Annotated in this window: 10 protein-coding genes; 4 read left to right on the forward strand and 6 right to left on the reverse strand. The window is 49.1% G+C overall.

Translation table 11 applies throughout. From position 1 onward, the window contains the following. The first annotated feature begins 69 nt into the window (after window positions 1-69). Window positions 70-1491 (forward strand): precorrin-3B C(17)-methyltransferase, encoded by a 1422-nt coding sequence (cobJ, locus tag AB3R30_RS00205; RefSeq protein ID WP_458647115.1) that lies wholly within the window; start codon window positions 70-72, stop codon window positions 1489-1491. A gap of 34 nt (window positions 1492-1525) precedes the next feature. Here cobJ and mgtE read toward each other — a convergent pair whose 3' ends face one another. Beyond that, on the reverse strand, window positions 1526-2881 hold the full coding sequence (gene mgtE / locus AB3R30_RS00210) for a magnesium transporter (protein WP_458647116.1): 1356 nt from the start codon (window positions 2879-2881) through the stop codon (window positions 1526-1528). Between the two features lie 440 nt (window positions 2882-3321). Here mgtE and AB3R30_RS00215 point away from each other — a divergent pair, with 440 nt between their 5' ends. Beyond that, window positions 3322-3555, forward strand: a complete 234-nt coding sequence (locus AB3R30_RS00215) for a DUF2283 domain-containing protein (protein WP_458647117.1) — start codon at window positions 3322-3324, stop codon at window positions 3553-3555. Between the two features lie 255 nt (window positions 3556-3810). On the opposite strand, the gene AB3R30_RS00220 is transcribed toward AB3R30_RS00215, so the two are convergent. Beyond that, window positions 3811-4200 (reverse strand): hypothetical protein, encoded by a 390-nt coding sequence (locus AB3R30_RS00220; RefSeq protein WP_458647118.1) that lies wholly within the window; start codon window positions 4198-4200, stop codon window positions 3811-3813. A 214-nt stretch (window positions 4201-4414) separates the two neighbouring features. On the opposite strand from AB3R30_RS00220, the gene AB3R30_RS00225 reads away from it, so the two are divergent. After that, complete coding sequence (locus tag AB3R30_RS00225; protein ID WP_458647119.1) at window positions 4415-4558, forward strand: hypothetical protein; 144 nt, start codon at window positions 4415-4417, stop codon at window positions 4556-4558. Window positions 4559-4585: 27 nt separating this feature from the next. Beyond that, window positions 4586-6118, forward strand: a complete 1533-nt coding sequence (crtD, locus tag AB3R30_RS00230) for a C-3',4' desaturase CrtD (protein WP_458647120.1) — start codon at window positions 4586-4588, stop codon at window positions 6116-6118. An 8-nt stretch (window positions 6119-6126) separates the two neighbouring features. On the opposite strand, the gene speA is transcribed toward crtD, so the two are convergent. The 4 genes from speA to uca form a co-directional block, all read right to left on the reverse strand. Continuing rightward, a complete protein-coding gene (gene speA, locus AB3R30_RS00235) occupies window positions 6127-8193 on the reverse strand; it encodes a biosynthetic arginine decarboxylase (protein ID WP_458647121.1) in 2067 nt (688 codons plus the stop codon). A gap of 98 nt (window positions 8194-8291) precedes the next feature. After that, on the reverse strand, window positions 8292-9353 hold the full coding sequence (locus AB3R30_RS00240) for a PstS family phosphate ABC transporter substrate-binding protein (RefSeq protein ID WP_458647122.1): 1062 nt from the start codon (window positions 9351-9353) through the stop codon (window positions 8292-8294). A 331-nt stretch (window positions 9354-9684) separates the two neighbouring features. Next, a complete protein-coding gene (locus AB3R30_RS00245) occupies window positions 9685-10428 on the reverse strand; it encodes a cobalt-precorrin-6A reductase (RefSeq protein ID WP_458647123.1) in 744 nt (247 codons plus the stop codon). A 58-nt stretch (window positions 10429-10486) separates the two neighbouring features. Beyond that, window positions 10487-14161: an urea carboxylase gene (gene uca, locus AB3R30_RS00250; RefSeq protein ID WP_458647124.1), complete on the reverse strand. Its 3675-nt coding sequence runs from the start codon at window positions 14159-14161 to the stop codon at window positions 10487-10489. Window positions 14162-14163 lie beyond the last annotated feature (2 nt).

Here is a 14163-nt window from a genome sequence, read left to right on the forward strand (position 1 = left end):
AGCATCTGCTCGACAACTCATTGAACATCAACTTGAACATCAACAACGCCAGAATATCCAGTAATATTAATGCTCAGTAACATCCAACCGCCTGCGATCGTCATTTTAGGAGAAGCCAGCATTTTCATGGCGCGTCAAATTCAGGCTGCAATCCCTGAAGCAGTGATATACGGGTTAGCCAATCGTACCCAGTCTGCAAGCAGCACCTATGACAACTTTGGCGAAACCGTGCGGAAATTATTTCAGACTGGAACACCCATTATCGGAGTGTGTGCGGCAGGAATTCTGATCCGCACGATCGCTCCATTGCTCAGCAATAAATGGCAGGAACCACCTGTGTTGGCGATCTCAGAAGATGGTAGTGCCGTCGTGCCTTTACTGGGTGGGTTGCAGGGTGTAAACGATTTGGCGCGTCAAATTGCGGCAGTGTTGCACGTTTCTCCAGCGATCACGACGACGGGCGATATTCGATTCCGCATACCACTATTATCGCCACCGCCCGGATATCGACTGGTGAATCCCGATGATGCGAAGACATTTATTGCAGATTTGCTAGCAGGAGCAACCGTGAAACTTGTCGGTAAAGCGCCTTGGCTAGAAAATAGCCAGTTGCCGATTATAGAAGCCGGAACACTGACGATTCAGATTGTGCCAAAGAATCAGTTTGAAGCAATATCAACACCGAGTATAAAGTGTTTGGTATATGAAGTTGATATCGATTGGATGAAACCCACTCAGGGAAAACTAGCGATCGTGGGAACAGGTCCCGGATCGGCAATGTGGATGTCTCCAGAGGTGAAAGATATTCTGCAAGTAGCGACGGATTGGGTCGGCTACAGAACCTATCTCGATCTGGCGGAACCTATACGACAAGCCCATACCACTCGCCACGAATCAGATAATCGGGTTGAACTCGATCGCGCTCGTTTCGCCTTGGATTTAGCGGCACAAAACCGAACTGTGGCGATCGTCTCCTCTGGCGATCCGGGGATTTATGCAATGGCAGCCGCCGTATTTGAAGTGCTAGAGCGAGAGGCAAAATCAGAATGGCAAAAAGTTGAGATTCAAGTTTGTCCTGGAATTTCGGCAATGCAAGCCGCCGCTGCCCAAGTGGGCGCACCCTTGGGACATGATTTTTGTGTGATATCCCTCTCTGATATCCTCAAACCCTGGGATGTGATCGCCCAGCGGATCACCGCCGCAGCCCAAGCAGATTTTGCGATCGCCTTCTACAATCCCGTTTCCAAACAGCGCACTTGGCAACTGGAAAAAGCAAAAGAGCTTCTGTTGCAGTGGCGATCGCCCGAAACCCCAATCGTGTTGGCGTGCAACGTCGGTAGACCCGGACAAACCGTGATCGTTAAACCGCTCGATCAATTGGCGATCGAGGATGCCGACATGCGAACCGTAATTTTGATTGGTTCTAGCAAAACTCAGATAGTTCACCAGCACCCAGAAAAGCAATGGGTCTATACTCCTCGAACCTATTAACCAAAGCGCTGAGGATAAGAGCGACAAAAATCCACTAAGTCACTGGCAGTTTCAGCACATTGAGGCTGAAGGTAATGAGAGACAAGAACAGGATAAAGCCGATTGTGTCGAGGGTGGTGGTGACTAAGGGACCGCTGACCAATGCTGGATCGAGTTTAATCCGTTTCATCCCCATCGGTAAAAGGGCACCCAAAGCCACTGCAACCATCGTATTGACTGCCATGACCACTCCCGCAACTACAGAAACCCATCGCTCATGATCGCGGGTCCAAATAAGCGATATCACCATCATCATGATTCCAAGGGAAAGGGCAGTTCCTAACCCTGCTAATAGCTCTTTACGGAGAATTGGCAGCGTATCACTGGGTGTAATTTCACCCACTCCCAGCCCTCGGACGGTCACAGAGAGAGTTTGAAATCCAACATTACCGCTACTGTTTGCCAAAATGGGCATGACGACTGAAAGCACTGGCACTACTGCAATCACTGGTTGAAAGGGCGCGATCGCGCTGGCAGCAATCATATACAAAACAATGTTGATCAGCAGCCAAGGTAAGCGCTTCCGAATCGTGATGTAGGGAGAGGTGAGCGAGGACTCGTCGCCGCCGCCACCCGCCAGTTTTTGAATATCTTCAGTGGCTTCGTCTTCCAACACATCTATCATGTCGTCAATGGTGATAATGCCTACCAAGCGCTCTTCTCGATCCACCACCGGAGCCGCTAATAGGTCATAGCGCTTCATCAGTTGCGCCGCTTCTTCTTGGGGCGTTTCGGTGTGAATCTTAATCACGCGATCGCTAGCAATATCGCCAATGAGCGCATCCGGCAAGGAAAATAACAGTTGTCGCAGCGACACCACCTGCACCAACTTACGGTTGTTGTCCGTGACATAGGCATAGTAAATCGTTTCTTTATCACGATCATTTAACCGAATTTTGCTCAAGGCTTCCGCCACGCTTAACCCTTGCTGTAAGCGCACATACTCAGTTGTCATCAGCCGACCTGTGGTTCCTTCGGCATAGCCCAAAATCGTTGCGGTTGCCTGCCGTTCAGTGGGGCTGAGATTTTGGATTAGCCGCCGGACTACGCCAGCAGGCAATTCATCAAACAATTCGGCGCGATCGTCGGGGCGCATGGCTTCAATAATCTGACAGACTTGCACATCGTGTAGTGCGCCGATCAGTTCTTCGCGGACTTCGGGCGGCAAATATTCAAAAACATCGGTTGCCTGATCTTTTTGGAGCAACCGAAAGGCGATCGCGCGCCGCTCTGGGGATAAATCAACAATAAAATCGCCTACATCAATAGCAGGCAATTGATTTAACTCGAATTTTAGCCGATTCCAATCGGAAGTTTCCGACAGGGAAGCCCGCCCTTCCTGAGTAAGCATAGTGTTCTCCTCAATCTCCCTCGCGCTGGGAGATTAAGCCTCACCAGGCTAAAGGAGGATAGTACTGTGTGGAAATGGACTACTGTCCATGGATTGTTCAGAATTCAACATCAATGTTTATTGCAAACATTGCTAACCTTATGCTACCTCTTAAATCACTAATTTCACCATGTCCAAGGGTGCAGATGCCGCTTGAATCAATCGTGCCTAAACAACAAAGCGCTAGTAATTAGCCGTGAAAAGTTGAACTAGCGATCGCGCTGTTGCAATACTCTGCGGGTGACCAATCGAACCTAGATTTTCTAGCCAAGAAGGGATTGGGCTAATTTGCAAACCAACTTCCTTGATAGGAGAAGAAATATAGACAAGACCCATAGGTTAGCGCGATCGCTGTTCAAAACGATTTACACAGCACGCAAAGCCACAGGAGGGCAGATTTTATGGCAAAAAAACTAACCGTTCGCTATGACAAAATTGGCGACATTCTTTATATCGACACCTGTACCCCTTACACAGAGCAAGACTCCGAAGAGCTTGGCGACGAAATTATTGCTCGATTGAACCCAATCTCCAATACGGTTGAAAATCTAGAAATTCTCTTCTTTTCAAAACGCTGGGACACTTTAAACTTGTTAGAACTTCCTATCAATGCCGTTCTACAACTGGCAAGCTAGGCTTTTGGAAGCAAAGAAACCAAATTTTAACTCATTGGTAAATCTATTGAGCGATCGCGGCAAAGCTTGCAATTTTTAGACAGATTTCAATGGAACAAGACTCATAGATTAGCGCGATAGTTATTCAATAGTTTACTTGTTCTAGATTCGTTTGTAAGATAAACTATCCTAACTTGATATAGAGGAGTTATGCTCGTGTCTAGCTTTACGATTATTTAGATGTTGGCTTTCCCCGTGAATGCGTCAGTCTTAGAGTTAACGATTTGAATCGTAGCCAGTTGTCGGTCCCTTATTATAGGCAGAACGCCCTCCGCAGCGCCTTCCACGAGAATCTAAATCATCTGGATTTACACATTTTCCTGTCTGAGTCCGGAGATTTTGCTCAGGTTGAACTGGAGTTTCTACAGGAAGTGTTGCAGGGGGATTAACGGGTTGCACTTGAGCAGGTTCTTGAGTTACTGCAACTGGAGGGTTTTCAGGAAGAGGGATAGGTTGCACCTGAGTAGGTTCTTGAGTGATCGGAGTTGGACTTGCTGGCTGTATTACTTGAGTCGGGTTTGGACTCGAACGCCCATTCTGACTAATGACATTATTTTTGATGGCTCCCCCAATAGCTACCCCAGTAATAGTACTAATAAGTGTCATAACCACGATTCCACAAAATATGAAGAGTGGCTGAGGTCTAAACTTTTCTGACATATTCTAATTATTTGTGATGACATTTATATCTTCACATCCATCTGTAGAAATCCTGATAACTATCTACATTTAGTAAATTTATTTATATTCGGCTGAGTACAAACGCGCAGGGCTGTTATTAAGTGAAATCAATTATTTTTTGGAGCATTGAATTAACTGATTGCACCAGTTTCAATCAGGAGTTGCCAAACTAGCAGATCGCCCCTACCCAACCACCCTGATTCTTGAAGATCTGCTGACCCGCCAAAATGCGATCGCCAAGCTTGGCATAGAAGAAATTTGGTCTAAGCTCCCGTTAGGATAAGAGAAGTAAACAAATGTAAAGCGGCGCATGGCTAGTAAGCGGGTTGTAGTAATTGGAGCAGGCATTGGTGGGCTGACGGCAGGCGCGTTGCTTGCCCATCGCGGCTACTCTGTGTTGATGGTAGAGCAAGCACAGGTGCCCGGTGGTTGCGCGTCTACCTTTAAGCGCCAAGGGTTTACCTTTGATGTCGGTGCAACTCAGGTCGCAGGGCTAGAACCGGGCGGCATCCATCACCGTATTTTTGCCGAATTAGAGATTGATTTACCCGCCGCGACCCACTGCGATCCCGCCTGTGCAGTTTATTTGCCGGGAGAAATTGAACCCATTCGCGTGTGGCGCGACCCGAAAAAGTGGCAGGCAGAACGATCGCGGCAGTTTCCTGGCAGTGAACCCTTTTGGCAGCTTCTCGCAGATCTGTTTCACTATAGCTGGGCGTTTCAAAGCCGTGATCCAGTATTGCCGCCGCGCAACGCTTGGGATTTGCTGCAATTGGTGAAAGCCGTTCGCCCCGATACGCTGCTGACCTTGCCGCATACTTTTTCTACGGTGGGGGATGCATTGCGAGGCTATGGACTGGAGGGCGATCGCCGTCTCAAAACCTTTCTCGACATGCAGCTTAAACTATATTCTCAAGTTGACACAGACGAAACTGCTTTGCTCTATGCAGCAACCGCATTAGCAGTGTCGCAAGCACCGCACGGACTGTTTCACTTGCAGGGCAGTATGCAGGCATTGAGCGATCGCCTGGTGGAAGCGTTTGAGCGAGATGGCGGCAAGTTACTGTTACGTCATACGGTGAAGCAAATTCACACCCACAAGGGTCAGGTTTCCAGTGTGACGATTTGCAACCAAAAAACGGGCGAAATTTGGATAGAACCTGCGGATCAAGTGGTGGCAAATGTGACCGTACAAAACCTGATGCAGCTACTGGGTGATCAAGCTCCCAAAGGATATCAGCAGCGAGTGGAAAAATTACCGCCTTCATCCGGTGCCTTTGTGATCTATCTCGGTGTAGAACAACGCGCTATTCCTGCCGACTGTCCGCCCCACTTACAATTTTTGTATGACTATGACGGGGCGATCGCGGAAAACAATTCGCTGTTTGTCTCCGTTAGCAAACCAGGAGACGGTCGGGCACCAGACGGCAAAGCCACTATCATCGCTTCGTCATTTACGGACACTCGACCCTGGTGGGACGGTGATTATGATTCCTTGAAACAGCACTACATGGATCAAGCGATCGCCCGTCTGAGCCAATTTTTTACGCTGAATGACCAAACCATTCAAGTGATGGAAGCCGGAACTCCGCGCACCTTTGCCAGATATACTGGACGCGATCGCGGGATTGTGGGCGGTATCGGGCAGCGCATCCCCACTTTTGGACCCTTCGGTTTTGCCAACCGTACCCCAATCCAATCGCTCTGGCTCGTGGGCGACTCCACCCATCCTGGCGAAGGCACTGCTGGAGTTAGCTATTCTGCTTTGACTGTGGTTCGGCAGATTGAAAATGACTTTCGGACGTTTCCGGTTCCCTCTCCCACCGGGAGAGGGCTAGGGTGAGGGCAGTCTTAAGACGACAGATAAGTATAGCGGCTGAGGCTGCGTTCATAGTTTTGCAGCAGCAGTTGAGAATCTTGCAGCGTAATTCGCTTTTCTTGTAAGGCGTGTTCGGTTTGCTGGCGAATGCTTTCAACCATATCCTCTGAATCGTACTGGACATAGCCCAACACTTCTGTCATCGTGTCGCCCTTTACCACATGGTCGATGTGATACCCCTTGTTGGGCGTGAGGGTGATGTGAACGGCATTCGTGTCGCCAAACAGATTATGCAAATTGCCCATAATTTCCTGATAGGCACCGCCCAAAAACATTGCCAAGTAGTAAGGCTGTTCTCCATGGAGCGGGTGCAGTTCTAACACATGTTTGACATCGCGCAGGTCGATGAACTGATCGATTTTGCCGTCACTATCGCAGGTCAGGTCTGCTAGGGTGGCGCGTTTGGTCGGTTCTTCGTCGAGCCGATGGATCGGCATAATCGGAAACAACTGATCGATCGCCCAACTATCCGGCGCAGACTGGAACACCGATAGGTTGATGTAATAGATCGATGCCATGATCTTTTCCAGATCTTCTAGATCATCGGGCACATAGTCTTGCTGGCGGGCAATTTCCAGAATCTTTTGGCAGCACGCCCAAAACAACCGCTCGGCACGGGCACGCTCTGGCAAACTCACATAGCCAAAATTAAACAGGCTAACGGCTTCTTCTTTAAACTGAGCCGCATCGTGATACGCCTCTTGGTAGTTTTCTACGGTGAGGGAGTTGTAGGTTTCCCAGAGATTGCGGATAATCAGGTGTTCTGCTGCGCCCACGGGTTCGGGGGCACCCGTAGGCACATCGCTCGTTCCCAGCACATTAAAGATTAGCACCGACTGGTGAGAGGCGATCGCCCGTCCACTTTCGCTAATCAACGTTGGCATGGCTAAACCCCGTTCAACGCAGGCTTCTTTCACTTCCGCCACAATATCGTTGGCGTAATTCTGCACGTTGTAGTTTTTAGAAGCATAAAAGTTGGTTTTTGAGCCGTCATAATCCACACCCAAACCGCCGCCCACATCCAGGTAGCGCATACCCGCGCCCAATTTTGCCAGTTCCACATAAACCTGACTCGCTTCTCGAATGGCATCTTTAACAACGGAGATTGCCGAAATTTGGGAGCCGATGTGATAGTGCAAAAGCTGGAGCGAATCGAGCAAATCGGCTTCCCGCAGCAATTCTACAGTCTGAAGAATTTCGGGAATCGTCAAGCCAAACTTAGCGCGATCGCCGGCTGAAGTGCCCCACCGTCCAATCCCCTTACTGCTCAGCTTCACTCGCACCCCGACGATGGGAGAAATGCCTAACTTGCGGCTAGCAGCAATCACCATCGGCACTTCTTCCACCTGTTCCAGCACAATAATGGCAATCTTGCCCAACTGCTGCGCCAGAATCGCCATTTCAATATATTCCCGATCTTTATAGCCATTGCAGATCAGCAAAGCTCCCGGCGTGTTCAGGGTTGCTAAGGCGATCATCAGTTCAGGTTTAGAACCTGCTTCCAGCCCAAACTGGTAAGGCTTGCCAAACTTAACTAGCGATTCAACTAAGTGGCGCTGCTGGTTGCACTTCACCGGAAACACGCCGCGATAGGCTCCGTCGTAGTTATACCGAGCGATCGCCTTGGCAAATGCCGCATTCAGCCGCTCAATTCGATCAGACAAAATATCTGAGAAGCGAATCAACAAGGGGAGATTCAAGTTTCGCAACTTGAGTGCATTCACCAGTTCATACAAATCCAGGGAACCGCCGCGATCTCCTTGAGGAGAAACGGTGACATGTCCGGCGGCGTTGATTGAAAAATAGGGTTCACCCCAGCCATTAATCCGATAGAGTTCTTCACTATCTTCAATCGTCCACCCTGGAGAAGTCGGAGTCGCGGCAATTGCTGACTGCTTGCCATTCACCTTTTCGCGATCGCCCTGCCTCGGTGTCATCTCCTGCCCCGCTTCAACCACGCCGGACTGATTTTTTGCCGCCGTTGGCTGATCCAATGACTCTTCAGCATCAGCCTTTATCGCAGTTGAGCGTCTTCCCATGCTTTTTTCCTCAAATTGTTACAGCTTGACAGACTTGATAGTCTAGCGTAACCCTGCAAAAACTGCGCGTTGAGCAGAATACAGTCGAGATTATTGCTTTAACGAATAGACACAAAGCCTGCTTTTTCAAGTAATGTTTGCCCTTGATTAGACAAGACAAAGTTGCTATAGGCTTCTCCTGCCTGCTGCTCTTTTTGATTATTTTGCTTGATCACCACAAATAAATTGCGCGTTAGGGGATATTGTCCGCCTTTGATCGCCGCTGCATTAAGTTGATTGCGCTTAGCAGGACATTGAGCCGGAAGAACCAGAGAGCCTTGGTAAGGAGGCACTAATTCGTTAGAAGCTCGCCCGATCGCGATCGGCTTTACCGTACATTGATCCACGATTTCAGGTGCAGAAGCAAAATATACACCGCCAGGAGTTTGAGCCAGTTTCCGCACTGCTTCGGTTGTCGTAGCCACCGTTTGCACCGTTGCTCCAAAGCCTCGCCCTCTCATAACTTGTTCTACAAACAACTCAATGGTTCCCCCAGCGCTCACTGGGCGGGTGATCGGTTGAATCGGCACATTCGCTCCACCCACCTGATTCCAATTGGTGAGTTTGCCCGTGTAGATATCGCCTAATTGATCCACGGTTAGCCCTGAAATAGTTAAGCTGGGATGGACTGCCACCGCTAAAGCATCGATCGCCACCGGAACTTGTTTCAACTTCACGCCCCGCTGATCGGCTTGCTGGTATTCTTGATCGGTAACAGGGCGAGACGATTGAGCAAAAGCTAATTCATCGCGCATCAGCATCCGAATGCCTGTCGTTGATCCAGGTGCCTTACTCGTTGGACTAACATACCGTAAGCGAAACTCTGGACGAGCCGCTTGAATAGCAGCATCTACATCTCGGCGAATGGGTGCCCAAGAAGTACTGCCGCCATAGGTAAACAATCCGCCAGGCACGTTTTGCACCTGAGAAAAACCTTCAATGCTAGGTGAGTTGGAGTTGTTTGAGGAATTGGTTGATGATGTTGAATTGGAGCCTTGAGAAAAGAGAGTTCCTCCATTCAGTCCAGATTTTTGGGTCAACCACCAAAAACCGCCGCCGACCAGTCCAGCGGTAATCAAAAACGAGAATAGAAGTGCAGGAACATCATTTTTCTGAGTCATATTTTTTAAGTAGCCACAAAAATAAAGGGCATTGCTGAATCTGGGGATGAAACTTGTAGGGGCAATCCCTTGTGGTTGCCCTCTATCTCCGTCAGGGTAGGCACAAGACCTACCCCTACAGTCAAAAATTATCCTTGTATTCAGCAACGCCGAATAAAGAAACTAGCGATGGTCTTATTCCGCTTTTCTATTTTCTCTCTTCCTCCTTCGATTTTTATTTTCTTTTTTCGCTTTAAAAGACCTATTTCAAGCTCGGGTTATTCTAGACGTTGACTGTTCCCTAGAGCATTGTCTAAACCTACATCGGGTCTTTTCATCCTCTTAAAAGTGATCAAAAAGTGTTCAGCCAAGCGATCGCGCTTTCTACGTCTGCAACCTTTTCTCCGGCTGGAACGGGTGGACGCTGCACCATCACCACTGGAATCTGCCGTTCTCGTGCCGCGACAATTTTGGCGTAAGTGGCAGTCCCGCCGCTGTTTTTGCTGACAATCGCCCCAATCTCATACTTCTCTAACAACGATCGCTCATTTTCCAATGAAAAAGGTCCGCGATCGAGCAACACCTTTCCCGCTGGCACAGGTTTATCTGGCAACGGTGGATCAATCATCCGCATCAGAAACCAACCATTTAGGTGAGCAAAAGCATCAAGTTCTTGCCGACCAATCGTCAGGAAAATCCGCTGAGCTAAGCTTGATAATACTTTTGCGGCGGCAGTATTACTGTCTACCTCAATCCAATCATCACCTGCCACAGGTTTCCACGCCGGACGAATCAACATCAAGTGGGGAATATTCATCGCAGCAGCAGCGGCAGCAGCATTCAACGAAATTTGAGCCGCAAACGGATGAGTCGCATCAATCAGCCAATCAATCTGCTGTTCTCGCAAATAATCTACTAATCCTGCAACGCCTCCAAACCCCCCAATTCTCGTATTTTCGGATGACACAATCGGCTGACGAGTTCGCCCTGCTAGAGAAGTAATGACTTCCACTCCCGGTCTTTCAGCGGCTCTCGCAGCCAACTCGATCGCATCGCCCGTTCCCCCCAATATCAACACCCGTTTCCGCTGACTCATTTCCTAGACTTCACCCCCTCTTTCACAGTCCAAAACTCAAAACTCAAAGCTCATCCCTTCACTCCTCCACCAAAATTGCCACCAAAAATTGCCCAGCCGTCACCATTTGCCCTGGCTGACAAAACACTTGGGCAATCGTGCCAGCACTATCCGCAAGCACCGCGATTTCCATTTTCATCGCTTCAAGAATGACTACACGATCGCCCTCAGCGACGCGATCGCCCGGTTGCACCAAGACCTGCCACACATTCGCAGACACATGAGCCGCGATCGCTTCAACATTCTCAGCAATCGTGATTTCAGGAATTTCCGGCTCCTCTAATACTTCTCCGTCTTGATGAGTAAACTCTCCAGCAGTTGTCCAGCGATCTCGTTCAGCCGCAAACGCCGCCCGTTGCTTTACCCTAAAGGCAGCGATATCTGCTGCCTTTACATTCAAAAAATCCTGGTACTGCTTCAGGCTAAAGGTTTCCTCCTCAATCTTAAGCTTCACTTTCCCCTGAATCACTGCTTCCCGATACCGTAACAATTCGCCCGGTGAAACTGGAAAAAACCGAATCTGATCAAAAAAGCGCAACAACCAGGGTTGCTTAAAATCCTCAGTTTGCTTGTAGCGATTCCAGACGGGCACCGTGCGCCCCACAAATTGATAGCCCCCTGGACCTTCCATGCCATAAATGCACAGGTAGGCACCCCCAATCCCCACCGCATTTTCAGGTGTCCAAGTCCGAGCCGGATTGTATTTGGTTGTAACCAGCCGATGACGCGGATCGAGCGGTGTTGCAACCGGTGCGCCGAGGTAAACATCGCCTAGTCCCATCACCAGATAACTAGCACTGAAAACGATTTCTCGCACTTGCTCAATTGTGTTGAGTCCGTTAATCCGACGAATGAACTCGATATTACTTGGACACCAAGGTGCATCCGATCGCACCGACTGCATATACTTTTGAATCGCTAATTGAGTGGATTCATCATCCCAAGACAGCGGTAGATGGACAATTCGCGTGGGCACCTCTAGCGCATCAATCTCTGGAAGTTCTGACTCTGCTGCAATTAAGGCATCAAGCAATGATTGTACGGGCAACACTCGACTATCGTAATGGATTTGTAGCGATCGAATTCCTGGCGTGAGATCAATGATTCCCACTAAGCGATTTTCTTTCAACCACTCCATCAATATATGCACTCGAAAGCGCAAATTGAGATCCAGCACCAGTGAACCATATTCAATCAGCAAGAATTTGTCGCCCGCTTGTCGATAAGTCACTGCAATTTGAGTAGATGATTCGGGGATTTGGTGGAGTATGGGGGAGTGGGGGAGTGGGGAGGAGTAGAGGGGTGGAGGGGCGGGGGGGTGGACGGGTGACAACGTTTCGATTTGATAATCTTGCGCTAACTCAAGTTGGAGAGCTTCCTCAAGGGTGAGGCAATGGAACTGCACTGTATCGCCCGGTTTGAGTTGTCCAATCTTCCAAAGTTCGGCTTGGGCGATCGTGGCAGGACAAACGAATCCGCCCAGACTAGGACCATCGTAAGCCAGGATGATTGGCATATCCCCCGTGAAGTCAATGGTGCCGATCGCGTAGGCATTATCGTGAATATTAGAGGGATGTAACCCGGCTTCACCGCCATCCGATCTCGCCCATTCAGGTTTAGGTCCAATCAGACGAATCCCAGTTCGGGCTGAGTTGTGGTGAATTGTCCAGCGAGTTGAGAAAAACATCTCAATGTCGTTATCTGTAAAAAAATCGGGCGCGCCGTGAGGACCATAGAGAACGCCGATGTCCCATGCGTTGGTGTAGTGGGGAATGAGAGAGGGGGGGAAGAGTGGAGGAGTGAAGGGGTAAAGGAATGAAGGGGTAGAGGAGTAGAGGGGTAGAGGAATTTCTACATCTTCACCTCTTAACCTTTCAACCTCTTCCCCTCCTACCCGCAAAACATCTCCTACCCTAAGTGTGCGTCCTGCATGTCCGCCAAATTTGCCAAGTGTAAATGTAGCCTTACTGCCTAAATATTCAGGAACATCAAATCCATTTTGGATGGCGAGATAGGTGCGATATCCATGTCCTTGAATGGCTTTAAGCTTGAGGGTGCTACCTGCACTAACGGAAATTGATGTCCAATAGGGTACAAGTTGACCGTTGAGTGTGGCTTTCATTGCGGCACCCGTGAGGCAAATGACGGTATCGCAGTTGAAGCGTAGAGTCGGTCCTATAACGGTACATTCCAGTCCTGCTGCCGATTCAGGATTATCCAAGATCCGGTTGGCAAGGCGAAATGCTAGATGATCCATGGGTCCTGATGGCGGCACTCCAATATCCCAATAGCCAATCCGTCCGGGATAATCCTGAATGGTAGTATAGGTGCCAGAGTCGAGAACATCAATTGTGCGGGGTTGATATTCAAAGGTGTTGAGATAGCGAGTATTAATGGTTCCTTGAATAAATGCTGGACTGGCGATAACTTGCTGTAGATACTTTAGATTGGTTTCAATCCCAGCAATTTCTGATTCCTGTAAAGCGGTTTGGAGTTGGGCGATCGCCTGCTCTCTACTCTCTCCATGCACGATCATTTTTGCCAACAGCGGATCATAGAATGGTGTAACCTCGGTTCCCGTTTCAATCCAGCGATCGCAGCGAACATTTTCTGGAAACTGAACAGCACTCAATAAACCAGAACTGGGCTGGAAATTCTTGTTTGCATCTTCAGCATAAATCCGTACTTGAATCGAATGTCCTTGGGGTTGATGTTGATAATCTTTCAGAAATGCAGAATCCCCTGCTGCTAGGCGCACCATCCATTCCACTAAGTCAATCCCGCTGACCATTTCGGTCACTCCATGTTCAACCTGGAGTCGCGTGTTCACCTCCAAAAAGTAGAACTGTTGCGTGGTGACATCCAACACAAATTCAACTGTGCCCGCTGAGCGATAGTTCATTGCCTGCCCCAACCGCACAGCACAGTCATAAAGTTGCTGCCTAACTGCCTTACTGATGCCGGGGGCAGGCGTTTCTTCAATCACTTTTTGATTGCGCCGTTGAGTGGAGCAATCGCGTTCTCCTAGAGCAACGACATTACCCTTACCATCCCCAAAAATTTGAACTTCAATATGTCGGGCTGTTTGAATATATTTTTCTAGAAAAACACCGCTTTGCTTAAAGTTGGTCTGGCTCAAACGTTTCACTTTCTCGAACCCATCCGCCAATTCCGTTTCATTCAAGCAAACCTGCATCCCAATACCGCCGCCACCCGCAGTACTTTTTAGCATCACTGGATAGGCGATCGCGGCTGCTAATTGTTGTGCCTGCTCTAAGTTCTCTAACAGACCTGTTCCGGGCACTAAGGGCACCTGATTGTGTTCTGCCAATTTACGGGCAGTGTGCTTCAAACCAAACTGGCGAATTTGCGGCGGCGTAGGACCAATGAATCCAATTCCTGCGGCTTCACAGGCTTCTGCAAAGTCGATGTTCTCGCTCAAAAAACCATAGCCGGGATGAATTGCCTGCGCTCCAGTTTGCTGTGCCACTTCTAGAATGCGATCGCCCTTGAGATAGCTCTCTGCCACCGGAGCCGCGCCGATACACACCGCCTCTGTTGCCATTGAAACAGGTTGAGTATGGGCATCCGCTTCTGAGTAGACGGCAACACTGGCAATTCCCAGGCGATCGAGCGTCCGAATAATACGGCAGGCAATTTCACCCCGATTGGCAATTAGAACTTTATTGAACATAG

Source organism: Sivoneniella epilithica UHCC 1019 (genome assembly GCF_040830845.1).
In the GTDB taxonomy this organism is placed as follows: Bacteria; Cyanobacteriota; Cyanobacteriia; order Leptolyngbyales; family Leptolyngbyaceae; genus ULC077BIN1.